Source organism: Kordiimonas gwangyangensis DSM 19435 = JCM 12864 (genome assembly GCF_000375545.1).
GTDB lineage: Bacteria > Pseudomonadota > Alphaproteobacteria > Sphingomonadales > Kordiimonadaceae > Kordiimonas > Kordiimonas gwangyangensis.
Window position 1 is genome coordinate 58,475 of record NZ_AQXF01000007.1, and the last position, 25,790, is coordinate 84,264.

Here is a 25,790-nt window from a genome sequence, read left to right on the forward strand (position 1 = left end):
TACCCTTTTTCCTATTTTGTCAGTGCTTCGTTGACGAGCGCTTCCTGCTGCGCCGCGTGCTTGGACGCGAGGCCGGTTGCGGTCGACGCGCTCGCGGCACGGCCTGCATATGCTGGCCGTTTGCACGTCATATCGAGATCAATAAGTACCTGCTCAAGCGGTTCGTGGATGTAGCTCCAGGAACCCATGTTGCGCGGCTCTTCCTGACACCAGACGATGCTTTCCGCGTTCTTGAAACGCTTCAGCTCGTTCTTGAGTGCCTGTTCCGGGAACGGGAACAGCTGCTCAACCCGCAGGAGATAGGTGTCGTCCTGCTCACGCTTGTCGCGCTCTTCGAGAAGATCATAATAGACCTTACCCGAACACAGCACGACGCGCTTGATCTTGTCGTCGCTCTTGAGCTTGATCGAACCGCCGTTCTCGGCGTCCGCGTTGTCCCAAAGGACACGGTGGAACTGCGAGCCCGGACCAAATTCAGCGAGTTCGGATACACAGCGCTTGTGCCGCAGCAGCGACTTCGGCGTCATGATCACAAGCGGCTTGCGGAACTTGCGGTGCATCTGGCGGCGCAGAACGTGGAAATAGTTCGCCGGCGTCGTACAGTTCACGACTTGCCAGTTGTCCTCAGCCGAGAGCTGGAGGTAACGCTCAAGCCGCGCGGAGGAGTGCTCAGGGCCTTGCCCCTCATACCCATGCGGCAGCAGCATCACGAGGCCCGACATCCGGAGCCATTTGGCTTCAGCCGAACAGATGAACTGGTCGATCATGATCTGCGCGCCGTTCGCGAAGTCACCGAACTGGGCTTCCCAGAGCGTGAGCGAGTTTGGCTCCGCCATCGAATACCCATATTCGAAACCAAGCACACCAAACTCGGACAGATGACTGTCGAGCACGGTGAAGTTGGCGTCTTCGTTCACGGTCTGCAGCGGGATGTAGCGGTGCTCTGTCTTCTGGTCGACAAACACAGCGTGACGCTGGCTGAACGTACCGCGACCACAGTCCTGGCCGGAGAGGCGAACGCCATAACCTTCACGCAGCAATGTGCCGAACGCGAGCGCTTCCGCAGTTGCCCAGTCAAAGCCTGCGCCTTCCTCAAACATCTGGTGCTTGTTTTCAAGCACACGCTTGAGGGTGCGGTGAATGTTGAACTTCTCCGGCACCGTGGTGATGATTTCACCCACTTCACGGAGCGTGGTTTCAGCAACACCGGTTTCAGCGCGGCGTTTTTCATGGTCCTGGTCGGCAAGACCAAGGCCTTCCCACTTGCCCTCGAACCAGTCTGCCTTGTTCACGCGGTATTCCTTGGCAGCCTCAAATTCGTCCTCGAGATAGCTCGTGAACTCGTTTTCCATCTGCTCGTATTTTTCCTGCGTCAGCACACCTTCCTCGATCAGGCGGTCAGCGTAGATTTTCACCACGCTCGGGTGCTTCTTGATCGCAGCGTACATAAGCGGCTGCGTGAAGGCCGGCTCGTCAGACTCGTTGTGACCGAAGCGGCGATAGCAGATCATGTCGATCACTACGTCGCGCTTGAAGGTCTGACGGAATTCGGTCGCGAGTTTGGCGGCGAAGGTCACAGCCTCAGGGTCATCACCGTTCACGTGGAAAATCGGTGCCTGCACCATTTTCGCAACGTCAGACGGGTATGGGCTCGACCGCGCAAACTGCGGGCTTGTGGTGAAACCGATCTGGTTGTTCACGATGAAGTGCACAGTGCCACCGGTGTTATACCCACGCAGGCCGGACATGCCGAAACATTCCGCCACGATGCCTTGGCCCGCGAACGCCGCATCACCGTGCAGCAGCAGCGAAAGCGTGGTACCGCGGGCGGTATCTTTCTTCTGTTCCTGCTTCGCACGGGTCTTGCCGATCACAACCGGGTTCACAGCCTCAAGGTGCGACGGGTTGGCGTTCAGCGAGAGGTGGATCTTGTTGCCGTCAAATTCACGATCGGCCGAGGTGCCGAGGTGATATTTCACGTCACCCGAGCCCTGCACGTCATCCGGCTTGAACGAACCACCATGGAATTCGTTGAAAATGGCGCGGTAAGGCTTCTGCATCACGTTTGCGAGCACGTTCAGGCGGCCGCGGTGCGGCATGCCGAGGATGATCTCGTCAAGGCCATGCTGGCCACCGGTTTTCATCACAGCCTCAAGCGCCGGAACCATGGCTTCACCACCATCAAGGCCGAAGCGCTTGGTACCGGTGTATTTACGGCCAAGGAATTTCTCGAACTGCTCAGCTTCAATCAGCTTGTTCAGGATCGCGATCTTGCCGCGGTCCGTGAAATGGATTTCCTTGTCACGACCCTCGATCTGGCGCTGAATCCACGCCTTCTCCTCGGGGTCGTTGATGTGCATGAACTCGACCCCGATGTTGCCGCAGTAGGTGCGCTTCAGGATGTCGATGATCTCTGTCATGGTTGCAGTCTCGAGGCCGAGAACACCGTCCATGAAGATCTTGCGGGTCATGTCCGCTGGACCAAAGCCGTAGGTCTCCGGCTTCAGTTCTGCGTTGACAGGGCGCTCCTCAAGACCGAGCGGGTCGAGGTTTGCCATAAGGTGCCCACGTACGCGGTAGGTACGCACGAGCATGAGCGCACGGATACTGTCGATCGTGGCGGAACGCACTTCGGCCTGGCTCACACCACCAGCTTCAGCGGCTTTGACCGGGCGTTTTTCCTCGATGAACATGTCCGAGCCGTCAAGGCCCGTGGTCAGGTCATCGTCTGGCCGAAGCGGCCAGTCGGAACGGGCCCAGCTGGGGCCTGACTTCGAAACACCGGTTTCAAGGTCTGAAAAATATTCAGCCCAGCCCTCATCTACAGAGCCGGGGTCCTTGGAATATTTGTCATACAGTGTTTCAACGAACTGAGGGCTGACGCCTTCAAGCGCGGCGATGCGGTCCATGTCTGCACCCATTGGCAAATTGGCGCGGCGTTTTCCACCGCGCCCCTCTTATGACGGGTTAACCGTTGATTGCTTTCAGAAGCGTTGTGCCGAGGGCAGCCGGGCTGTCGGATACGACAATGCCTGCGCTCTTCATTGCTTCGATCTTGTCTTCAGCGCCGCCTTTGCCGCCCGAAACAATTGCACCAGCGTGGCCCATGGTGCGGCCCGGAGGAGCCGTGCGGCCAGCGATAAAGCCTGCAATCGGCTTCTTCACTTTGCTGTGCTTCAGGAATTCAGCAGCTTCTTCTTCCGCGGAGCCACCGATTTCACCGATCATGATGATGGCTTGCGTCTCATCGTCGCCCAGGAACATGTCCAGGCAGTCGATGAAGTTGGTGCCGTTGACCGGGTCACCGCCAATACCGATACAGGTCGATTGGCCAAGACCGGCAGCCGTGGTTTGTGCCACTGCTTCATAGGTCAACGTACCGGAGCGGGAGACGATGCCCACGTTACCGCGCTTGTGGATGTGGCCCGGCATGATGCCGATCTTGCACTCACCCGGCGTGATAACGCCCGGGCAGTTCGGGCCAATGAGGCGCGTGCCGGAGTTTTTGAGCGCACGTTTCACGCGCACCATGTCCATCACCGGAATACCTTCCGTGATACACACAACAAGCTCAAGCTCGGCGTCGATGGCTTCAAGGATTGCGTCCGCTGCGAACGGCGGCGGAACGTAGATCACGGAAGCGTTGGCGTCCGTAGCTTCGCGTGCGTCTGCAACGGTGTCGAACACCGGCAGATCAAGGTGCTTGCTGCCACCTTTGCCCGGCGTCACGCCACCGACCATTTGTGTACCGTATGCAATCGCCTGCTCAGAGTGGAAGGTGCCTTGAGCACCCGTGAAACCCTGGCAGATTACCTTGGTATGTTTTCCTACGAGAACGGACATTACGCTGCCTCCTTCACGGCTTTAACTACTTTTTCAGCCGCGTCATTCAAATCGTCGGCAGTGATGATCGGCAGGCCGCTTTCAGCCATGATCTGTTTGCCAAGTTCTACGTTCGTGCCCTCGAGGCGGACCACCAGCGGAACGCTGAGCGCCACTTCACGAGCAGCCGCAACAACGCCCTCTGCGATCACATCACAGCGCATGATACCGCCGAAGATGTTGACCAAGATGCCTTCCACGTTGTCGTCCGACAGGATGATCTTGAAGGCTTCGGTCACACGCTCTTTCGTCGCGCCACCACCAACATCGAGGAAGTTCGCAGGTTCGCCGCCCTTGAGCTTGATGATGTCCATGGTTGCCATCGCAAGACCGGCACCGTTCACCATGCAGCCGATGGAACCATCAAGGCTGATGTAGTTGAGGTCGTATTTGGACGCTTCGATCTCTTTCGGGTCTTCTTCCGATTCGTCGCGCAGCTCACGCACATCCGGGTGACGGAACAGCGCATTGCCATCGAAGGACATCTTGGCGTCGAGAACGATCATCTTGTCGTCTTCGGTGAGCACAAGCGGGTTCACTTCGAGGAGCGATGCATCAAGCTCGGTATAAGCCTTGTAAAGCGAAGCAACTACCTTCTGGCACTCTTTCGCAGCAGCGCCGTCAAGCTTGAGACCATAGGCCACGCGGCGGCAGTGGAAAGCCTGCAGACCGGTTACCGGATCAATCGTGATGGTCACGATTTTCTCTGGCGTGTGCTCAGCAACTTCTTCAATGTCCATACCGCCTTCGGTGGATGCCATGATGGCAACACGGCCTGTGGCGCGGTCGAGAAGCATGGAGAGGTAGAATTCGTTTTTGATCGCACAGCCGTCTTCAATGTAAACGCGCTTGACCTCTTTGCCTTCAGGGCCGGTCTGGTGCGTTACAAGGGTCTTGCCAATCAGGTCTTTCGCGACAGCTTCAACATCCGCCAGCGACTTCACAACCTTCACGCCACCCGCTTTACCGCGGCCACCAGCGTGGATCTGTGCTTTCACAACCCAAACCGGGCCGCCGAGCTTCTTGGCTTCATCAACAGCTTCCGCCGCTGTGTAGGCAACGCCGCCGTCGAGCACGGGCGCGCCGAATTTCTTGAGCAGGCCTTTCGCCTGATATTCATGGATATTCATTTGCTATCCAACTCCTTGAGTTTGGAAGGGGAAACCCCGATCTGTTAGCCGAGCGACGGATCAATATTGATGCACGCTTCCATCAGGCCTTTCACCGCGTTCACGGAGTGATCGAAGCCGGATTTCTCTTCGCCCTGAAGGTCGATCTCAACAACTTTCTCAACGCCGTTCGCGCCAATGATAACCGGCACGCCGACATACATGTCATCAAGACCGTACTGGCCCGTGAGGTGCGCCGCAACCGGAAGAAGGCGGCGCTTGTCTTTGAGGTAGCTTTCAGCCATCTCGATCGCGCTTGTCGCCGGTGCATAGAACGCAGAACCGGTTTTCAGCAGGCCAACGATCTCTGCGCCGCCATCACGGGTGCGCTGAACGATCTGGTTGATCTTCTCTTCGGTGGACCAGCCCATTTTGATGAGGTCCGGAACCGGGATGCCGGCAACAGCCGAGTAGCGGGTCAGCGGCACCATGGTATCGCCGTGACCGCCGAGTACAAACGCCGTTACGTCCTGTACCGAAACGTTGAACTCTTCCGCGAGGAAGTGACGGAAGCGCGAGCTATCCAGCACGCCTGCCATGCCGCAAACCTTGTTCGTCGGCAGGCCGGAGAATTTCTGCAGCGCCCAAACCATCGCGTCGAGCGGGTTGGTGATACAAATAACAAAGGCATCTGGCGCATATTTGCCGATGCCTTCACCAACTGCTTTCATAACCTTGAGGTTGATGCCGAGGAGGTCATCACGGCTCATGCCCGGCTTACGCGGTACACCTGCCGTTACAATGACGACATCCGCGCCTGCGATATCCGCATAATCGTTCGCGCCTTTGAGGACCGAGTTATACCCTTCAACCGGTGCGCTTTGTGCGAGATCGAGTGCCTTGCCCTGTGGCAGGCCTTCCGCGATGTCGAAGAGGACGATATCGCCCATCTCTTTAAGCGCTGCGAGGTGTGCAAGGGTACCACCGATCTGGCCGCTGCCGATCAATGCAATTTTTTTACGTGCCATGAGAATGCTCCAGCCAAGTTTTGGGGCCACTTGAGGTCAGTAACCGCGTACTGAAAAACAATGAATATTCTGGGAGGTACCTAGCGCGTTTACCCCCATGAGACAAGTCATGAAGTGCTACCTTCCTTCTTATACCTTTATGAATCGTTACCTTAGTGGGCTTTCGGTCCTAATGGACATTATTTTTTCGTTACCAGCTATGCACATGACGCATAGCTTGAAATAAAATTACTCAAAACAACACGAATTCACCAAACCCGAGTCTCTCAATCGCGTGTTGATTAAGGCAAGGTTGCCAAGCCACCTCCGGCTCACTACAACAGGCAGCAAGAGATACGGGTGCGGCGCACCCAGAGGGAACAGGGATGGGGCCAGCACAATGATCACGATCGAGATCGACACGAAACACGATCCGGCCAAACTTGCGGAGGTATACAAAAGCACTGGCCGTTTGCAGGTGCCGAACTTCTTTACCGAAGAAACCGCAAATGCGCTTTATGACCTGATATCCAGCAACAAGACCTGGTTCTCGGCCTATAACGAGGGCAACAACTATTATGAAGTACCGGTCGCCAGCATGATGAACATGCCGCGCGAGCAAAAGATCCAGTTCATGCAAAACGTGCAGCTCGGTGCGCGTAATGGCTTCCAGTATTTTTTCGACCAGTATTACATGACCGAAGCGATCAAGAACGGCCGGGAAACCGGCCACCCGCTTCACCAAATCCATGACTATGTAAACTCAGACGCATTCCTAGGTTTCATGCGCACGCTCACGGGTGAACAGGATATTGACCGGTCCGACAGCTTCGCAAGCCAGTACCTGCCGGGCCATTTCCTCACCACCCATGATGATACCCACGCGAATGAGAACCGCGTGGCGGCCTATACCATTTCGATGACAAAAAACTGGAACCCCAACTGGGGCGGCAACCTCATGTTCCTGGATGAAGGCGGCAACATCACCGGTGGCTTCAAGCCTTCCTTCAATACGCTGAATATTTTCACCGTGCCGCAGTCTCACGCCGTGCAACATGTTGCACCGTTCGCAGGCGAACGCCGGTTAAGCTTCCTTGGCTGGCTGAAACGACCCTAGGTCACGCGTCCTGCACGCCGTGCCCACGATGGAGATAGTCCTCTGACTGCATTTCCATCAGGCGTGATACCGTGCGTTCAAACTCGAAATGCCCGTCGCCAGCTTCATAAAGCTCATGCGGGGGTACGGCAGCGGAGCACAGCAGCTTCACGCCGTGTTCATATAGCGCATCGATAAGTGTCACAAAACGTTTGGCTTCATTCCTCTTGTCCGGCCCCATTTGCGGGATCGCGACAAGGATCACCGTATGATAGGTGCGCGCGATGGCGAGATAATCCGCCGCACCAAGCGCGTTGGCGCACAGCCGCTTGAAAGAGAAGACCGCCACACCGCGCGCCGCTTTGGGGACAAACAGCTTGCGGCCCTGCACGGTCAGTTCGTCCGAAGGCACCTTGTCCCGGTCTTCAACATCGCGGTCGGTCATACGGAAAAAAGCGGCGGAAAGCTTCTCGGTCGTCTCTTCATTGATCGGCGTGTAATAGGTGTCCATGCCCTTGAGGCGGTCATAGCGGTAGTCGGTCGGGCCATCGAGCGGCACCACGTCAAACTCCGCTTTGATCTTCTCGATAAAGGGCAGGAAAAGCTGACGGTTGAGGCCGCCCTTGTAAAGGTCGTCCGGCACCCGGTTGGAGGTCGCGACAATCACCACCCCGCGCTCCAGCATTTCCTTATAGAGGCGCCCCAGCACCATGGCGTCCGCGATATCCGTCACCTGCATCTCATCGAAACACAACAAGGTGGCTTCAAGTGCAATCTGGCGTGCAACCGGCGGGATCGGATCATCCTCGGACGCACGACCACCCTTGGCAGCGCGTTCCTTTGCGCTCAGGCCCCGCCACTCTTTGAGGCGGGCGTGGATATCGAGCATGAATTCATGGAAGTGCACACGTTTCTTGTGCTTGACCGGTGCGAGCTCAAAAAACAGATCCATCAGCATGGACTTACCGCGACCGACACCGCCGTAGATATAGAGGCCGCGCGGCGCTTTTTTGTCACCCCCGCTCCAGCGGAACAGATTGGAAAGCCGCCAGCTTTTGATCGACAGCCCGCCAGAGCGGCCTGCGACTTCGGGATAGTCAAGAAGCTCATGATACAGGCGCTCAAAATGCTCCAGCACGCGTTTCTGGTCCGCGTCCGGCCGCACTTCACCTTCTTCAATCAGCCGCTGATAGGCCGCCATGGGCGTCTCAGACATATACTCTCCGCCGTTTCATTCCATCCTCCTGACCTAGCACGTCAGATGAGGCTGACAAAGCGAAAGAAAACGATTTGAGCTGCTACTATTTCCACCTCATTTCTTGACCTTGGGCCACATCGCCATATTCAACAGGGTATGAATTCAGACGTGAGAGATGAGCGCATGCCAAATCAGCAACGCATTTTCCCGCTGACCGGCGTGAAAAACTTCCGTGACATGGGTGGCTACAGCGCCGCAGACGGTCGCCAGGTGAAGTGGGGACGGCTTTTCCGGTCCGGCCATCTTTCCGAAGTGCCGGAAGACATCGGCGAGGAAGTCACCTGCCGCAACATCACCACCGTGATCGACTTTCGCTCCGACGCTGAGAAGAAGCGCAACCCGGTGCGCTGGCCTGTGGGCTGGTCCCCCGCCTATAACGCGCTGCCCATCGGCGGCAACGCCGCAGCCTGGGTGCAGGAACTGTTTGAACGTATCGCCGTCAGTCCCTTCCCCGCGAATGAGCTGCGCGACCAGTTCATTCTCGCCTTCCAAACCATACCGGTGAAAAACGCCAGTGGGCTCAAAAAGTTTTTTGATGTGATGCTGACCCACGAGGGGGACGGCGCAGTGCTGTTTCACTGCACAGCCGGGAAGGACCGCACCGGCATAGCAGGTAGCCTGATGTTACGCTGCCTTGGTGTTACTGAGGAAGAAATCATGGATGACTTCCTGATGACCAACGACGCTGTGGAGCTGGACGCTACGAGTCTGCGCCTCGCGGACTGGTTATCCGAACGTGCGGGCAGGCAGATAAACCCCAAAGACGTCTTCCCGCTTGTGGGGGTGGAGCGGGACTTCCTCTATGCCGCGCACAGCGCAATTAACGAAGCTTACGGCAGCATGGACCGCTATTTCACCGATGGCCTTGGCATCGGCCCTGACGAGCGTGAGAAACTGCGCAGCCTATACCTGACGGACTGACCTACCGCCCACCTTCAGGCGCATGCTGTTTCTCCAACAGCTCAATCAGCCGCCCCTCCTGATTGAGGCGGGTGATCGCCGCGTTGATGCGCGGCAGAAGGTATGCCACAGACTGGTGTACCCGCACTTTCTGCTGTGCCCTCACCCGCACGTCGCCAAGCACAAATTTGGCAGGCACCTTGTGGCTGACCGACAGGAAATCCACATTGCTGATGATGCCAACATCCGCGCGGCCAGCTGCAATCAGTTTCAACACTTCTTCCATATTGCGGCCTGGCACCTCGACACCGAAAAACGAACGGTCCTGATAGTCAAAGCCCGCAATGGTCGCCACCCTGAGCGCCAGCAAATCCTCCGGCTGGTCAATTTCTTTCATGCGCCCTTCTGGGAATACAAACTGTTCACGGGTCAGGTAGAAGGTATCACTCCAGCGCTGGACAGCCATTTCCTCTGCACGCATGCGCCACATTGGCGCGGCGCAGCAGTCAAGGACGATGGCGCCTTCCGCAAACAGGCGGCGTTTACGTTCCACCGGAACGTCTACAAATTCCGGCGTGATGCCCGCTTCCAACAGTATTGCGCGCCACGCGGCCTCAAACCCCTCACTGTCGCTTTGACCAACTTTTAGTGTTATCGGCCCGTCCCGTGTTGGGGCCGCCGGGGTATCAGCGCTATCGGACAGGATTTCCTCAATTTTGCCGTTCGCCTTGAGCGTAGCGATGGCCGCGTTTATCCGTGGCAACAGGTCCACATGGTTGTTACGAATACGCACCCGCAGGTCTGCTGTGAAATAGGTTTGCCCGAGCTCCAGCGGTCGCGGCTGCAACCGCATGCGGCGGCGAAAATCCTGCCCGTTGATCATGCCGACATCGGCACGGCCTGCGACGAGAAGGTCCAGCACATCTTCCATATCGCGGACCGAAATGGTCTCCCCAAAATAAGGTTCATTCTGATAGTTGAAGCCGCGCACCTTGGCGACACGGAGGGCGCGCAGATCCTCAGGCTTGTTGATCTCAAGAACATGCCCCTCTCTGAACACATAATGCTCGGGCGACTGATAGAAGGCGTCGGAAAATACCTGCAGATCCACTTCACCGGCTGCGCGCCGCCATATGGGCGAGGCGCAGCAATCCATCACGATGACACCGTCCATGAACATACGCCGTTTGCGTCCGTGAGGAGCCGCCACGAACTCGGCATCAATACCGGCTTCGGTGAGGATAGCAGCAAACACCCGCGAGTAGGCGATGGAATCGCTTTGCCCCACGCGCACAGTGTCCCCCTCTGCCCGCGCAGGCAGCATGGTAGCCGCAAAGACGGCTGTGAAAGCGATAAAAATGGTTAAGGCGCGGGACAGATACATGGTCTCGGACACTAGCTGGCTTTTAGCCATCCTTGCCCATGGGAGTTAACATTTCACTACTGCCCGTCAGGCTTATCGCTCATATCGCGGAGCCTGACACCGGTAAGAGTTGCGATGCGGCCATTCGCTTTGAGGCGTGTAATGGCAGCCTCAAGCCGCGGCAGTAGGTCCGCGCGGGAACGGTGCACACGTGCCTTGAGCGCCAGCCGGTGATATTCCGGGCCGAGCACAAGCGGTAGCGGATTCAGTTTTTGCCGCCGCCTGAATTCCTGATGATTGGCGATGGTGAGGTCTGCATCCCCCGACGCCACCGCTTCAAACACCTCGCCGAGCGACACGCGGGAGACCGTGCTGCCAAAATGACTGTCTTTCTTATAGGCAAAGCCCTGCACTACTCCGACGCGGTAAGCGGTCAGATCATCAGGGTCCGGCAGGTCATAGTCACGCCCTTCCTGCAGGATGAGATGGTCAACGGTGTAGAAAAACGGTGAAGTCCAAAGCTGCGCTTCTATCTCATCGGGCCGGTTGCGCCATGCTTCGACCGAGCAGCAGTCAAGCACCAGCTCGCCGCGCACAAACATGTCACGCCGCACATCGCGCGGCGCTGCAATCAATTCGGCCTCAATACCTGCATCTTCAAGGATGGCATGCCATACATCGCGAAACACGCTGTCGCCAATACGGCTGGCAGTGATACGGTCTTCTGCGTTGGCAGTCACGGCAGACGCCAGCAAGAAGCTTAGCGCAGAAAATCTCAAAACAGCGTTCAACAACACGTATCCTCATAACAAAAAAAGGGCACCAGACGCGCCCCTTTTTATGGATTAGCTTGCGCGCGGCGTCTAGCCCTTGCGCTCGACCATCATCTTCTTGATCTCTGCAATTGCTTTCGCCGGGTTGAGGCCCTTCGGACAAGCGTTTGCACAGTTCATGATGGTGTGACAGCGATAAAGCCGGAACGGGTCCTCGAGGTTATCAAGGCGGTCACCCGTTGCTTCATCGCGGCTGTCAATGAGCCAGCGGTAGGCTTGCAGCAGAATAGCCGGGCCGAGGTATTTGTCCCCGTTCCACCAGTAGCTCGGACAGGAGGTCGAGCAGCAAGCGCACAGGATACACTCATAAAGACCATCAAGCTTCTCACGGTCCTCGCGGGACTGCAGGCGCTCTTTCTCCGGCGTTGTGGATTGCGTCTGCATCCACGGCTTGATCGAAGCGTACTGCGCATAGAAGTTCGACAGATCCGGCACAAGGTCCTTGACCACTTCCTGGTGCGGCAGCGGCGTGATCGACACATCGCCCTTGGCGTCGTCAATCGCGGTCGTGCACGCAAGGCCGTTCTTGCCGTTGATGTTCATGGCGCAGGAGCCACACACACCTTCACGGCAGGACCGGCGGAAGGTGACCGTGCTGTCCATCTCGTTCTTGATCTTGATCAGCGCGTCAAGGACCATCGGGCCGCAGTTGTCCATGTCCACCTCGAAGGTGTCCATGCGCGGGTTTTCACCGTCATCCGGGTTCCAGCGGTACACGTGGAAAGCGCGGGTGTTGGAAGCCCCTTCAGCCTTGACCGTTTTGCCCTTGCCGATGCGGGAGTTTTTGGGAAGCGAAAATTCAGCCATCTCTCATCTCCTGCCTTAGTAAACCCGAGCCTTCGGCTTGATATACTCGATCTCTTTCGAGAGCGTGTAATCATGCACCGGGCGCTCGCCAAGGGTTACCTTCGCACCGTCAAACCAGCCAACGGTATGTTTCATCCAGTTTTCATCATCACGGTCCGGATAGTCCTCGTGCATGTGTGCACCGCGGCTTTCTTTCCGCGCTGCCGCACCGTGCATGGTGAGAACGGCCTGGCCGATGAGGTTCTGAAGCTCGAGCGTCTCGATCAGGTCGCTGTTCCAGACGAGCGAGCGGTCGCTTGTCTTGAGGTCGCCGAACCCGGCTGCGATCTGGTCAATCTTCTGAACGCCTTCCGCCAGAACTTCCTCTGTGCGGAATACCGCACAGTTATTCTGCATCGTGCGCTGCATGTTCAGGCGCATTTCAGCTGTCGGCGTGGAGCCGTTTGCGTAGCGCGCTGCGTCAAGGCGGCCAATGGCCATCTCTTCATAACCTGCCGCGAGCGGCGGCTGGGTCGCGCCCGCCTTTGTGGTTTCGGCAATACGGTGCGCAGTTGCGCGGCCAAACACCACAAGGTCGATAAGCGAGTTAGAGCCAAGGCGATTCGCGCCATGTACGGACACACACGCTGCCTCACCCACCGCGTAAAGGCCCTTGACGGTTGCGTCAGGGTCTTTCTTCGTCGGGTTGATAACCTCGCCGTGGTAGTTCGTCGGAATACCGCCCATGTTGTAGTGCACGGTCGGGATAATCGGGATCGGTTCCTTGGTCACGTCCACACCAGCGAAGACTTTCGCGGATTCGGAGATGCCCGGCAGACGCTCAGCCAGCAGCGCCGGGTCAAGGTGATCGAGGTGCAGGAACATGTGATCCTTGTTCGGGCCAACACCGCGGCCTTCGCGGATTTCGTTCGAGATCGAGCGCGATACCACGTCGCGGGAGGCAAGGTCCTTCGCGGAAGGTGCATAACGCTCCATGAAGCGTTCACCCTCTGAGTTGATCAGGATACCGCCTTCGCCGCGGGCACCCTCGGTGATCAGCACGCCTGCGCCGTAAATGCCGGTCGGGTGGAACTGAACGAACTCAAGGTCCTGCAGGCCGATGCCGGCACGCAGCGCCATGCCGCCGCCGTCACCCGTGCAGGTGTGCGCGCTTGTGGCCGAGAAATAGGCGCGGCCATAACCGCCGGTGGCCAGCACAACAGCTTGCGCGCGGAACGCGTGGATCGAGCCGTCTTCCATGTTCATGGCAATAACGCCGCGGCATTCGCCGCCTTCCATGATCAGGTCGATGGCAAAATACTCGATATAGAAGTCGCTATCGTACTTGAGCGACTGCTGGTAGAGACCGTGCAGCATGGCGTGGCCGGTACGGTCAGCCGCCGCGCAGGTGCGCTGTGCTGCCGGGCCTTCACCGAACTCGGTGGTCATGCCGCCAAACGCACGCTGGTAGATCTTGCCTTCTTCCGTACGGGAGAATGGCACACCATAGTGCTCAAGCTCGTAAACGGCAGCCGGTGCCTGACGCACCATATATTCAATCGCGTCTTGGTCACCAAGCCAGTCGGAGCCCTTGACGGTGTCATACATGTGCCACTGCCATTTATCAGGGCCCATGTTGCCAAGGGAGGCTGCAATACCACCCTGCGCCGCAACAGTGTGCGAACGGGTTGGAAATACCTTGGTGATACAGGCGGTCTTGAGGCCTGCTTCGGCGATGCCCATGGTGGCGCGCAGGCCGGAGCCGCCAGCGCCGACAACTACGGCATCATAAGTGTGTACGGTAATGGGATAAGCGCTCGTCATGATTTATCCCCCAAACGCTATACGAAGAACGGAAAAGATGCTGAGTGCCGCGATAAGAACGCAGGTAAAAGTCAGCACCAGCATGCTGGCAATCTTGGTGCCATGGTCGTGCACATAGTCCTCGACGAGCACCTGCAGGCCAAGCCGCATGTGATAAACGAAGTTCGCGATAAAGAGGATCACGAGCACGCTTGCGAACGGCTGCTTGAGCCAGGCCACCCATTCGGCGTGGCTTTTGCCAACGTTGCCGACAAAGGAGATGACCATGAAGATCACGAGCGGGATGTTGGCAATGGCGGTCACGCGCTGCAGCCACCAGTGGTGGGTGCCGTCTTTCGCGGAGCCAAGGCCGCGCACTTTGGCAAGTGGAGTTTTCATATCGGTCATGGCTTAGATCGCTCCCATCACTTTATAGGCTGCGTACCAGATCACGAGCGTGAGGATAACGGCACCAAAGAACGTGAGACGCGCGGTCGAGGTATTGACCTTCAGGCCGTAAAGCTTGCCCATGTCCATGAAAAGGTGACGGATACCGCTCAGCAGGTGCTGCATCAGTGCAAGCGTCATACCGAAAAGAACGACGCGACCAATGATGGTACCGGCATAGCCCTGAACGGTGTTGAAATACTCATGCCCGGTCGCCATTGCCACGAACCACCAGGTAAGAAGGATGGAACCGACAGCCAGCGCCGACCCGGTAACCCGGTGGAAAATCGACGCTGCCATATGCCATCCCCAACGGTAAACCTGTAGGTGGGGCGAGAGCGGGCGTTTCACTTGAGCCATGAAAAATCCCCTGACAGAATTGCTGTTTTGGCCCTGCGGGCGCCGGATGCTGCACCGCAGAAAGAATCAGGCATTGTTTTAGCTCTCCATACGTATCAATCGCAAGAAAGGATTTGGGTCGTCGGGAAATTTTACCTGCCTGCCATCTGACTGAGCAAGTATGTCAGATGGGCAAAAAGGCAAATCCTATCGTGCCGTACTAGCGCCAGCTTCCTGTTCGACAAGCGCATCATACTGCTTCTGATAGTCGCGGTAATCGTCGGCATCGTAGGACCATTCTATCAGATGCTGCAGTCGGGCTTTCGCCTCAGCATACTGGCCGGCCTTTTCAAGCAACCGTACCTCGAGCCGGTGGGTTTGATCATTCTGCGGCGCAAGCATGCGTGCCGCCTTTGCTACCTTCAGTATGCCGCCGGTAACATCCTGCTCCTCACTCAGGGCCAGCCGGGCATACTCCATAAGCGCTGGCACGTAACGCTTGTCGAGCCTTATTGCAGACGCGTAGAGCTTCCGGAGTTCTGGTATTCTGTCCTCAAAACTGCCGTCCTCCTTGGCGGCCATCCAGATTGCGTCAGCCTTGAACGCGACCGAGCGCGCGGATTGTGGCATGGCTGCCAGCGACTTCTCGATGTAGCTCAGGGCGGAGGCCCAGTCTTCGTTCTCATAAGCCTGGCGGGCGAGATAATAATAGAAATCGCCGGGTCTGATGCCGGCCTCGATGGCAGCCGCAAGGGCAGAGGCAACCTTTTTTTCCCGACGTTTCAGATTGATCTGGCCGGACAGGATACGCGCCTCAAGCGGCACGAGTGCAGCTTCAGCTTCCGGCAACCGACGTTCGCTCACCACAAATTCCGGCATCACATCGGTCAGATCATAGGCCGAATAGGGAAGCTCGCGGCCGAGCCAGTACTGGCGCACTTCAAGGTCGAATTCGTATCTGCGGTCACCGAACGCCTGTTCGAACGCTTCTTTCTCGGTGACACCGTTTTTATTGAGCGCCACCAGATAGGCCTGCAGATAGCCTTTATATTTCTCGCTATGATGCAGGAAATGGGTCAGCAGCCATCCCTGCGCATAAACCTGGATGCTCCAGTGCGGGCGCTTCCAGTTATCGTTCAGCTCAGATTTGGTCTTCATCAGATCCTTGAGTTCAAACCAGTCTCCGCTGCGCCTCAGGGTCATGAACCGGGAGGCAACAGGCTTCCCTACAAAGGCGACGTCGCCGTCAAACTCCATGGTGGAGGTATATTCGGCAAAGCCTTCGCTGTACCATTTCGGATAGTCCATCCCGCTGTAGCGGCGGAGTATATAGTGGTTGTACTCGTGGAAAATCGTCTCAAGCCCGTCATGCTCCCAGAAATCCTCACGAGGCTCCAACGACAGCGCCGAAACAGGCCCGCTTAGCATATCGGTATAAAAGCCAAGCGTGTTTTCCGCATCCATCACTTTCTGAAACTCGCGCGTGGAGGCGAACGCATATAATTTGAGGGGGACAGAGGAATCCTGGTCAAGATTGAGGCCAATAATCTGGCCCAGTGTGAACCGGTATTTTTCCAGCTTCACAACAGTTTCCCGCGCCAGTTCGGGCTTTGCGTTACTGATGAGGACGAAATTCTGACTGGTATATTCGTACCAGTCCGCGTCGTCTTTCGCGTGTAACCCACCGGCAAAAAGAACAAATGACAAAAAAACAAGAACTGCACTTGTTACACGAAACATGAGCGTCCCCCATCACGCCAATGACATTCGCTGTACCGCGAACAATAAGCCAAGTTCGTCGACTATAGGAAATTCGGCCCATAATGCAACTTTGAATATAAGGGATTCGTTTAATGGCTTAATTGTTCAGACCGGCAATGGCTTCGGCCATTGCCACTTGCTCGCGCGCGGTCTGGACATGGAGTTCCTCAACCATGCGGCCATCGAGCACGGCCACACCCTTGCCTGCGGCCTTGGCTTCCTCAAACGCTGCGATCATACGGCGCGCTAGGGCGAGTTCTTCCTCGCTGGGGGCAAAGACTGAGTTGGCTCCCTCAATCTGGCTTGGGTGAATAAGCGTTTTGCCGTCAAAGCCCATGTCCTTGGCTTGCTTGCATTCCACCACAAAGCCTTCAGCGTCGCGGAAATTGCCGTAAACCCCATCGAGGATGCTGAGGCCATAAGCCCGCGCCACCAGAAGCGCGTTCGATAGCGCCATCATCACCGGCATACGGTCTTTGGTGTGCGCCGCGCGCAGGTCTTTTACAAGGTCGTTGGTGCCAATAACCCATGTGGTCTGGCGGTCGGTCGCTTCCGCCAGCGCTTCAAGGCGCAGGAAGGCTTTAGGCGTTTCGATCATTGACCACAGGGCAACACTATCGAAACCGCCCAGCCAGGCCATCTCCTCTTCCACCCGTTCCAGAATGTCAGGGCTGTCCACTTTGGGGATAAGGATTGCATCGGGTTTGACGGCGGACGCGGCCGCCAGGTCATCGCGCCACCAGTTGGTATCAAGGCCGTTGATACGCAGCACCCGCAAGCGCTGCCCGTACGCCCCGCTTGCAAGCGCCTCAGCCGCAAGTTTCCGGGCATCAGCCTTGGCGTCGGGCGCGACAGCATCTTCAAGGTCAAAAATCACGCCGTCGGACGAAAGGGTTTGCGCCTTCTCCAGCGCCCGTTGGTTGGACGCCGGCATGAACAGCATGCTGCGGCACGGCCTGAATGATTGCATTGCCCTCTCCTCCCCTCAATAAAAAGGCCCACGCCGTGGCATGGGCCCAAACCTTCAAAAGCTGTTACCAGCCGCAGGTGCGGCCTTTGTTCTGTTCATCAAGCCAGGCTTTGAGCGGCTCGAAGTAAGCGATCAGCGCTTCACCGCTGATCTCGCGGCTACCGGTGAAGGCTTCAAGCGCTTCCGGCCACGGTTTGGAGGCACCCATTTCCATCATGGCGTTGAACTTCGCGCCCACTTCCTTGTTGCCGTAGATCGAGCATTCATGAAGCGGTCCGGTCCAGCCCGCCTGATCACAGGCAGCTTTATAGAACTGGAACTGCAGAATGCGGGCGAGGAAATAGCGCATATAGGGCGTGTTGCCCGGAATGTGGTATTTCGCACCCGGGTCGAACGCATCAGCCGGGCGCTCGTTCGGTGCCTTCAGGCCCTGGTATTCCTCACGCAGTTTCCACCACGCGTCGTTATACTGGTCCGGCCCAACCTCGCCCGAGAAGACCTGCCAGCGCCATTTGTCAACCATCAGGCCAAACGGCAGGAAAGCAACTTTGTCGAGCGCCTGACGCATCAGCGCCGGGATCGGGTCCCCGCTTGCCGGTACTTCGTCAATGAGGCCGATCTGCTTGAGGTAATCTGGCGTCATCGACAGCGCGACCATGTCACCAATGGCTTCGTGGAAACCGTCGTTCGCACCGTTCAGGTACAGCGGGTCCTGGTTCTTGTAGGCGCGCTGGTAGAAGTTGTGGCCCAGCTCGTGGTGCACGGTCACGAAGTCTTCCGCGTTCACCTTGGTGCACATCTTGATGCGCACGTCATCCTTGTTGTCTATATCCCATGCAGACGCGTGGCACTGCACTTCGCGGTCCGCTGGCTTCACAAACAGCGAACGCTCCCAGAAGGTATCCGGCAGCGGGTCGAAACCAAGCGATGTGAAGAAGCCTTCAGCGGTCTCGACCATCTTCTTGGCGTCGTAACCTTTTTCAACAAGGAGGCTCGTCACATCAATGCTGGCATCCTCACTGGCGCCTGGCTGCACGATGTCGTTGATGTTGCCCCATTCCTGCGCCCACATGTTGCCGAGGAGATGCGCCGGGATTGGCCCGGTGTCGGAAACAACGCGGTCGCCATAGAAGTCCGACAGCTTGGCGCGCACTTCACAGTGCAGCGCGTCGTAAAGCGGCTTCACATCAGCCCACAGGCCATCAACCATGGTGGCGAAATCGTCCGGGTCCATATCATAGCCGGAGCGCCACATGGCACCCACGTCCTTGTAGCCAAGCTCACGTGCACCCTCGTTGGCGATGTCGACCATGCGGACATAGTCAGCCTTCATCGGCTTCGAGATCTTGTGCCAACCGTCCCACGCAGCAAGAAGCCGCTCAGGCGTGCGGTCAGACGCGATGATATCGGACACACCACCAAGGGACATGGTCTGGCCGTCCATTTCAACTTTGCCCGTACCATAGGTCGCATCCAGGTTCGCCTTGATGTTGGCGAGCTCAGCCGTTTTAGCAGCGTCATCGGGTGCTGGCAGGGTCAGTCCACCCTTGAGGATGTTCATCTTGCGGCGCAGCTCAGCCGGCAGTTCGATATCCGCGAAACGTTTGGTATCGTTTGCAAGCTTCACACCGAGAAGGGTGAAGGCCTCGTCGGCTTCCGCCACAATGGCATTGGTGTCGTGGGTGATGAAGTTGGCCTGCACCCAAGCCTTGCGACCGAGACTCACACTTTCATCAAACAGCATCTGCTCAGCTTCCTTCATGAAAGCCTGTGCTTCTTCTACGGTTGGTGCTTTTTTCTCTTCCGCCACCTTGTCGTTGCAAGCTACCAGCGCAAGCGACATGCCGGTCATAAGCGCAACTGTCGAAATTCCTGATTTCCACCCAGCCATGAGGGTCCTCTCCCTTTTGTTTTATTGTGCCGCGCTTGCCGCCCATGCGCACACGCGGGGTTCAGTGTCACAGGTCTGGCAAATGGCCCCTGATAAGTCAACTTGATTGCGGCCAAATCACTGACGTTTCGTTAACCATCCTGTGGTCTAATAATAGCGCTCGGAGAGACCTTTTGCACGGGTGATATCCGCCTGCCTGCATAATGTCCGCTTGTGAGGAGAGAGTATGTCCGTCCCGTTAGAGCCAAGGATAAAGCCATTCGCGGATACTACCGAGACTGGCAAACCTGCGCTTGTGGGCCTGGACTATTTCAGGGCGCTCGTGGGTACACTTTGCGCTCAGACGGGCGCCGACATGGCGCTGGTAGCGCTTCTTGACACCACCGACGGCAGGCGCGCCAAACTGTTGGCGGGCAATAGCGCCGGTGAGCCGCTGCCCACTGGGCCCTTACCGCTAGGTCCAGCCTTCATCAATGCGCTGATTGGCAGCGAACAGATGAGCATTCCGTCCGGCGCGCGGGACCGCGTGCGCGGCGATACCTACCTTGACAAGAATGAGATTGACGCGATTGCGACGCTCCGCTTCGCGGCGGGTACTGACATGCCGCACGCTGGCGCCATCATACTGCTCAGCAAAGAGGGTTTCGGCGAAGATATAGATGCTGGCACTGCCTTGGCTGAACACCGGGAGCGGGCGGGAGCCGAGTTCCTGCATTATTTTGCAGAAGCCAAACTCAAGGAAACCATCAGCCAGGCTCTGCTGCTCAACTATTCCAAGTCCATGTTCATGGCTAATATCAGCCACGAACTGCGCACACCCATCAGCGCCATGGTTGGTTATGCCGCCCTTATCCGCGACGGCGAGATAGACCAGAAAACGCTGCGCAATTATGCGAACCAGATTTGCACATCTGGCGACAGCCTGCTCACCCTCATCGGCGATATCATGTCGCTCGCCATGCTGGAGATTTCAGACGAAACCGCCAAGCGTGAGAAGTTCGACCTTGTGGACATCGCCCGTACCGGCAGACGGCTGATTGAACAACAAGCCGCGACCAAGAACCTGACGGTCAAGGGCACCACCAGCACTGACTCTGTCATGGTGGAAGGGGACGCGGGACACACCAAAAAAGCGCTGATGAACCTGCTGACCAACGCGGTGAAATACACCAGCAAAGGCAGCATCGAGATCGCAGTTTCGATTGAGCGCGATGGCAGCGCGCGACTGAGCGTTAGCGACACCGGCGTTGGCATGACCGACGCGGAGATTGAAGAAGCCTGCGAGCCCCTCGGTACCTTCACGCATGCCTATGACATGCATCAGGAAGGCGCTGGCCTTGGGCTACCCATCACCATGCTGTTGATGGAACGACAGGGTGCCAAGCTGGTGATCGACAGCACCAAAGGCCAGGGCACGCGCGCGCATCTCACTTTCCCACCCAAGCTTGTCTTAAATGAAGAAGGCGACTTCATCTGAAGCCGCCTTCCAAAATCTTACCGCGCCAAGCCTGATCAGCTTGCTTTCAGGATACCCTGATTAAGCAGCGATTCTGCAATCTGCACAGCATTGAGCGCAGCGCCTTTACGCAGGTTATCCGACACCACCCAGATATTGAGGCCGTTCTTCACGGTCGGGTCCTTACGGATACGGGAGATGAAGGTGGCGAAATCGCCCACACATTCAACCGGCGTGATATAGCCGCCGTCTTCGCGCTTGTCGACCACAAGGCAGCCCGGTGCTTCGCGCAGGATTTCACGCGCCTGCTTCTCGGTGATCTCTTTCTTGAACTCGATGTTGATCGCCTCGGAGTGGCCAACAAATACCGGCACACGAACGCAAGTGGCGGTCAGTTGGATGTTGGGGTCGAGCATCTTGTGCGTCTCGGCCACCATCTTCCACTCTTCTTTCGTCGAACCGTCATCCATGAACACATCAATGTGCGGGATCACGTTGAAGGCAATCTGCTTGGAGAATTTCTCTTTCACAATCGGGTCGTTCACGAAAATCGCGCGCGTCTGGGTGAAAAGCTCATCCATCGCCTCGTTGCCTGCGCCGGAGACCGACTGGTAGGTCGAGACCACCACGCGCTTGATCACCGCAGCGTCGTGCAGCGGCTTCAGGGCCACCAGCATCTGCGCCGTGGAGCAGTTCGGGTTCGCGATGATGTTCTTTTTGATTTTCAGCAGGTGATGCGGGTTCACTTCCGGCACCACCAGTGGCACATCCGGGTCCATACGGAAGAAGGACGAGTTATCGATCACCATGGCGCCCGCATTAGCAGCCTTCGGGCCAAATTCCTTCGACACACCGGAGCCAGCCGCAAACAGTGCAATATCAACACCTTTGAAGTCATAGGTGTCGAGAGCGACAACGCTCAGTTCTTTCTCGCCGTAGCCCACCTTCTGGCCAATCGATTTTCGCGACGCAATGGCAATCACCTCTGTCGCGGGAAAGTCCCGCTCAGCGAGGATGTTCAGCATTTCACGACCGACATTACCGGTCGCACCAACAACAGCGACACGAAAACCCATCTTAATCTCCTGCGGGGTTACATTTTCGAGCCTACCCTTTAGGGGCAGCCCGTACCTTGGTCAAACTCTATTAGATGATCTCAAACGTTAGATTTACTGCGCTTTTGCAAGCTGCTTGAGCACGGCGTCACCCATGCCGGATGTACCGACCTTCTCGAAGCCTTCGGCCCAGATGTCACCGGTGCGCACTTCATTCAGCGCCGCCGATACAGCCGCCTCAACCTTGTCCGCCGCCTCACCCATGCTGAGGGAGTAGCGGAGCGCCATCGCGAACGACAGGATCGCCGCTAGCGGGTTCGCAATACCCTGCCCCGCAATATCCGGCGCAGAACCATGCACAGGTTCATATAGGCCAGGACCGCCATCGCCAAGTGAAGCGGAGGGCAGCATGCCAAGTGAGCCAGTCAACATGGCCGCCGCGTCAGACAAAATGTCGCCAAACAGGTTGTCGGTCAAAATAACGTCGAACTGTTTGGGTGCCTTTACCAGTTGCATTGCACAGTTGTCGGCAAGGATATGTTCAAGCTTCACGTCATTGTATTCTGCCGCGTGCAGCTTGGTTACTTCCTCGCGCCACAACAGTCCTGCTTCCATTACATTCGCCTTCTCGGCGCTATGCACACGCCCGCCGCGCTTGCGCGCCATCTCGAACGCCACACGCGCGATGCGGATGATCTCGGCGTCGGTGTAGCGCTGGGTGTTGATGCCCACACGGCCGCCGCCCGGCAGGTCTTCAATGCCGCGCGGTTCGCCGAAATACACACCGCCCGCAAGCTCGCGCACAAAGAGGATATCAAGGCCCGCGACCAACTCGCGCTTCAGGCTTGAGGCATCCGCGAGTGCATCGAAGCACATGGCAGGGCGCAGGTTCGCAAACAGATCAAGGTCTTTACGGAGGCGCAACAAACCAGCTTCCGGGCGCTTGTCATAGGCGGTTTTACCGTCCCACTTCGGGCCACCCACACAAGCGAGCAGGATGGCGTCCGACGCTTTCGCCTTCGCCAGCGTCTCGTCAGAGAGCGGGGTGCCCTCGGCGTCATAGGCGCAGCCGCCGATCAGACCTTCGTCTGTATTGAAGGTCACGCCGTAAGCGTTCGCAACCCAGTCCATCACGCGGCAAACTTCTGCCGTGATCTCGGGGCCAATGCCGTCACCCGGCAACAGCATGATATTATAAGTGCTCATGATTTCTTCCCTGATCTGTCGTCGTGGTGATTAGCGGTAAAGCCAAGGCGTCATGCGCTGCTGGCGCGCCTCGAAGTTGCTGATGGCCGCTTTGGCGGTGAGGGTCTGGCCAATCTCGTCAAGGCCCTGCATCAGCATTTCCTTCTGTTCCGAGTTATAGTCGAACTCATAGCGCGCGTTGCCGCACACCACCACCTGCTCTTCAAGGTCCACATTGATCACCTGCCCACCCTCGGCGGCAAGCACAAGGGCGTCAACCGCGTCCTGCGGTAGTTCAACGGTAAGGATGCCGTTCTTCACGCAGTTGCCGGCAAAGATGTCCGCGAAGGTTGGTGCGATGATGCAGCGGTAGCCCATGTCGGCGATAGCCCACGGCGCATGCTCCCGGCTGGAGCCGCAACCGAAGTTGTCACCCGCGATGAGAATTTGTGCACCCTTGTAGCGCTCGCCGTCAAACACGTTGCCTTCAATGCGGTTGCCGTCCGCGTCAAAGCGCACACTTTCAAACGCGAACTGGCCGAAGCCTGTGCGTTTGATCGACTTCAAGTGTTTCGCCGGGATGATGATATCCGTGTCTACGTTCACGCGCGGGAACGGTGTGGCGATCGAGCTGATTTTGGTGAATTTTTCCATTGTCTATCTCCTCGCCTTAAAAGTCGCGCACGTCAACAAAGTGACCGGCAATCGCCGCGGCCGCCGCCATCGCCGGGCTCACGAGGTGCGTGCGTGCACCCGGTCCCTGACGGCTGACGAAGTTGCGGTTGCTGGTGGAGGCCACATGCTCACCCGGGCCAGCCTTGTCAGGGTTCATGGCAAGGCACATGGAGCAGCCCGGCTCGCGCCACTCGAACCCTGCTTCGGTGAAAATCTTGTCGAGGCCCTCGGCCTCCGCCTGCTCTTTCACGAGGCCAGAACCCGGCACGATCATGGCTTCAATGATATGGCCCGCTACCTTACGGCCTTTGATGACAGCCGCAGCTTCGCGCAGGTCCTCAATCCGGCTGTTGGTGCAGGAGCCGACAAACACACGGTCGACCTTGATGTCGGTGATCGGCGTGCCTTCCGCGAGACCCATATATTCAAGTGCCTTCACGACACCTTCCTGCTTCGCGCGGTCCTTGAAACTTTCTACGAGCGGGATTGTGCCCGTGACCGGCGCCACGTCCTCAGGGCTCGTGCCCCAAGTCACAAGCGGCACGATCTCACTACCGTCGATCAGCACTTCGCGGTCGAACTTGGCGCCCTCGTCCGAACGCAATGACGCCCAATAGGAAACCGCGGCATCCCACTGACCGGCCTTCGGCGCATAAGGGCGACCCTTGAGGTATTCGAAGGTTTTCTCATCAGGTGCCACAAGACCCGCACGCGCGCCTGCCTCGATGGACATATTACAGAGCGTCATGCGCCCTTCCATCGACAGCGCCTCAATCACGGGGCCTGCGTATTCAATCACATGGCCGGTGCCGCCCGCGGTACCGATACGGCCGATGATGGCAAGCGCCACGTCTTTCGCGGAACAACCGACAGGTAGTTCGCCTGTCACCGTCACACGCATATTCTTTGATTTTTTGAGCACCAGGGTTTGGGTCGCGAGCACATGTTCAACCTCAGACGTGCCGATACCAAACGCGAGCGCACCAAAGGCACCGTGGGTCGAGGTATGGCTGTCACCGCACACAAGGGTAACGCCCGGCTGGGTAAAACCAAGTTCTGGCCCGACCACATGCACGATACCCTGCCGCACATCGTCCATCGGGATATAGTCGAGGTCGAACTCTTTCGCGTTCGCTTCAAGCGCCGCGAGTTGCGCCGTGGACATCGGGTCCGGGTTCGGCTTGTGGCGATCTTTTGTCGGCACGTTGTGGTCCGGCACGGCGATGATGCTATCGGGACGGCGGATGGTGCGGCCAGAGACGCGCAGACCTTCAAATGCCTGCGGGGAAGTCACTTCATGCACGAGATGACGGTCGATATATAGTAGGGCTACATTGTCGCTTCTTTGTTCGACAACATGACCTTCCCATATCTTATCGTACATCGTCTTCGGCATTTTATGCTCCGCTCGTCATTTCCAAATGCGCCCATGCGCTTGAGGGTGTTTTTCTGCGTCATGCCCGAACATGGGCATGGTTTTTGGTCTGCCAAAACAGAAAAACGGGGACAGGCCTTTTGACCTGTCCCCGTTCTTTATAGTTACCCTCGGCATTACGCAAGAAATAAAAAGCTTCTTGCCGAAGGGTGTAATATTATTTCGCGTCGTTTTTGCGGAAATCGCGCTTTTCGACGATACGAGCAGATTTACCGCGACGGCCACGGAGGTAGTACAGCTTGGCGCGACGTACTTTACCACGGCGAACAACGGTGATGCTGTCTACGGTCGGGCCGAAGAGCGGGAACACACGCTCAACACCTTCACCATAGGAGATCTTGCGAACGGTGAAGTTGGAGCTGATGCCTTTGTTAGCGCGTGCGATGCAAACGCCTTCGAAAGCCTGGATACGCTCGCGCTCACCCTCAACAACTTTCACGTCAACACGAAGCGTGTCGCCTGCGCCGAACTCAGGAATGGTTTTACCTTCGGTCAGAGCAGCAATTTTCTCTTGCTCGAGCTTTTGAATGATATTCATC

The 25,790-nt window shown here is 57.3% G+C and carries 22 protein-coding genes; 3 read left to right on the top strand and 19 right to left on the bottom strand.

Annotated elements, in window-relative coordinates; all coding sequences use genetic code 11:
- Window positions 1-11: 11 nt before the first annotated feature.
- From B150_RS0118075 to mdh, 4 genes are read right to left on the bottom strand one after another with little or no spacing between them, the layout of a single operon-like run.
- Complete coding sequence (locus tag B150_RS0118075; protein WP_244873265.1) at window positions 12-2,909, bottom strand: 2-oxoglutarate dehydrogenase E1 component; 2,898 nt, start codon at window positions 2,907-2,909, stop codon at window positions 12-14.
- Window positions 2,910-2,967: 58 nt separating this feature from the next.
- A complete protein-coding gene (sucD, locus tag B150_RS0118080; protein WP_020401362.1) occupies window positions 2,968-3,843 on the bottom strand; it encodes a succinate--CoA ligase subunit alpha in 876 nt (291 codons plus the stop codon).
- Window positions 3,843-5,012: an ADP-forming succinate--CoA ligase subunit beta gene (sucC, locus tag B150_RS0118085; RefSeq protein WP_020401363.1), complete on the bottom strand. Its 1,170-nt coding sequence runs from the start codon at window positions 5,010-5,012 to the stop codon at window positions 3,843-3,845. The genes sucD and sucC overlap by 1 nt, the downstream gene beginning before the upstream one ends.
- A gap of 44 nt (window positions 5,013-5,056) precedes the next feature.
- Entirely contained in the window at window positions 5,057-6,019 is a 963-nt protein-coding gene (mdh, locus tag B150_RS0118090) for a malate dehydrogenase (protein WP_020401364.1), read from the bottom strand.
- A gap of 379 nt (window positions 6,020-6,398) precedes the next feature.
- Here mdh and B150_RS21835 point away from each other — a divergent pair, with 379 nt between their 5' ends.
- Entirely contained in the window at window positions 6,399-7,115 is a 717-nt protein-coding gene (locus B150_RS21835; protein WP_020401365.1) for a 2OG-Fe(II) oxygenase, read from the top strand.
- Window position 7,116: 1 nt separating this feature from the next.
- Here B150_RS21835 and zapE read toward each other — a convergent pair whose 3' ends face one another.
- Window positions 7,117-8,310, bottom strand: a complete 1,194-nt coding sequence (zapE, locus tag B150_RS0118100) for a cell division protein ZapE (RefSeq protein ID WP_020401366.1) — start codon at window positions 8,308-8,310, stop codon at window positions 7,117-7,119.
- Between the two features lie 165 nt (window positions 8,311-8,475).
- Between zapE and B150_RS0118105 the strand changes: the two genes are divergently transcribed.
- On the top strand, window positions 8,476-9,273 hold the full coding sequence (locus tag B150_RS0118105; RefSeq protein ID WP_020401367.1) for a tyrosine-protein phosphatase: 798 nt from the start codon (window positions 8,476-8,478) through the stop codon (window positions 9,271-9,273).
- A 1-nt stretch (window position 9,274) separates the two neighbouring features.
- On the opposite strand, the gene B150_RS0118110 is transcribed toward B150_RS0118105, so the two are convergent.
- The 9 genes from B150_RS0118110 to B150_RS0118150 all read right to left on the bottom strand — a co-directional run bounded on the left by B150_RS0118110 (window position 9,275) and on the right by B150_RS0118150 (window position 19,445).
- Window positions 9,275-10,666, bottom strand: a complete 1,392-nt coding sequence (locus B150_RS0118110; protein ID WP_081611530.1) for a substrate-binding periplasmic protein — start codon at window positions 10,664-10,666, stop codon at window positions 9,275-9,277.
- Window positions 10,667-10,692: 26 nt separating this feature from the next.
- Window positions 10,693-11,355, bottom strand: coding sequence for a type 2 periplasmic-binding domain-containing protein (locus B150_RS0118115; protein WP_020401369.1), 663 nt, complete (start codon window positions 11,353-11,355; stop codon window positions 10,693-10,695).
- A gap of 123 nt (window positions 11,356-11,478) precedes the next feature.
- Entirely contained in the window at window positions 11,479-12,255 is a 777-nt protein-coding gene (locus tag B150_RS0118120) for a succinate dehydrogenase iron-sulfur subunit (RefSeq protein WP_020401370.1), read from the bottom strand.
- A 15-nt stretch (window positions 12,256-12,270) separates the two neighbouring features.
- The gene (sdhA, locus tag B150_RS0118125; RefSeq protein WP_020401371.1) at window positions 12,271-14,058 is read right to left on the bottom strand and encodes a succinate dehydrogenase flavoprotein subunit; all 1,788 of its coding nucleotides are present in this window, start codon (window positions 14,056-14,058) and stop codon (window positions 12,271-12,273) included.
- Window positions 14,059-14,061: 3 nt separating this feature from the next.
- A complete protein-coding gene (sdhD, locus tag B150_RS0118130) occupies window positions 14,062-14,445 on the bottom strand; it encodes a succinate dehydrogenase, hydrophobic membrane anchor protein (RefSeq protein WP_020401372.1) in 384 nt (127 codons plus the stop codon).
- 3 nt (window positions 14,446-14,448) lie between these two features.
- Complete coding sequence (gene sdhC / locus B150_RS0118135; protein ID WP_025896680.1) at window positions 14,449-14,844, bottom strand: succinate dehydrogenase, cytochrome b556 subunit; 396 nt, start codon at window positions 14,842-14,844, stop codon at window positions 14,449-14,451.
- Window positions 14,845-15,030: 186 nt separating this feature from the next.
- On the bottom strand, window positions 15,031-16,563 hold the full coding sequence (locus tag B150_RS0118140) for a tetratricopeptide repeat protein (protein WP_020401374.1): 1,533 nt from the start codon (window positions 16,561-16,563) through the stop codon (window positions 15,031-15,033).
- 118 nt (window positions 16,564-16,681) lie between these two features.
- The gene (locus tag B150_RS0118145; RefSeq protein WP_035921580.1) at window positions 16,682-17,554 is read right to left on the bottom strand and encodes an HpcH/HpaI aldolase/citrate lyase family protein; all 873 of its coding nucleotides are present in this window, start codon (window positions 17,552-17,554) and stop codon (window positions 16,682-16,684) included.
- 64 nt (window positions 17,555-17,618) lie between these two features.
- Window positions 17,619-19,445, bottom strand: a complete 1,827-nt coding sequence (locus B150_RS0118150; RefSeq protein WP_051078182.1) for a M2 family metallopeptidase — start codon at window positions 19,443-19,445, stop codon at window positions 17,619-17,621.
- 226 nt (window positions 19,446-19,671) lie between these two features.
- Here B150_RS0118150 and B150_RS0118155 point away from each other — a divergent pair, with 226 nt between their 5' ends.
- Window positions 19,672-20,922: a sensor histidine kinase gene (locus tag B150_RS0118155; protein WP_020401377.1), complete on the top strand. Its 1,251-nt coding sequence runs from the start codon at window positions 19,672-19,674 to the stop codon at window positions 20,920-20,922.
- Between the two features lie 35 nt (window positions 20,923-20,957).
- Here B150_RS0118155 and B150_RS0118160 read toward each other — a convergent pair whose 3' ends face one another.
- From B150_RS0118160 to rplS, 5 genes are all read right to left on the bottom strand, one after another.
- Complete coding sequence (locus B150_RS0118160; protein ID WP_020401378.1) at window positions 20,958-21,977, bottom strand: aspartate-semialdehyde dehydrogenase; 1,020 nt, start codon at window positions 21,975-21,977, stop codon at window positions 20,958-20,960.
- Between the two features lie 93 nt (window positions 21,978-22,070).
- Window positions 22,071-23,162, bottom strand: coding sequence for a 3-isopropylmalate dehydrogenase (gene leuB / locus B150_RS0118165; RefSeq protein WP_020401379.1), 1,092 nt, complete (start codon window positions 23,160-23,162; stop codon window positions 22,071-22,073).
- Between the two features lie 30 nt (window positions 23,163-23,192).
- Complete coding sequence (gene leuD, locus B150_RS0118170) at window positions 23,193-23,795, bottom strand: 3-isopropylmalate dehydratase small subunit (protein WP_020401380.1); 603 nt, start codon at window positions 23,793-23,795, stop codon at window positions 23,193-23,195.
- A 16-nt stretch (window positions 23,796-23,811) separates the two neighbouring features.
- A complete protein-coding gene (leuC, locus tag B150_RS0118175) occupies window positions 23,812-25,212 on the bottom strand; it encodes a 3-isopropylmalate dehydratase large subunit (protein ID WP_020401381.1) in 1,401 nt (466 codons plus the stop codon).
- Between the two features lie 196 nt (window positions 25,213-25,408).
- Window positions 25,409-25,789, bottom strand: coding sequence for a 50S ribosomal protein L19 (gene rplS / locus B150_RS0118180; protein WP_020401382.1), 381 nt, complete (start codon window positions 25,787-25,789; stop codon window positions 25,409-25,411).
- Window position 25,790 lies beyond the last annotated feature (1 nt).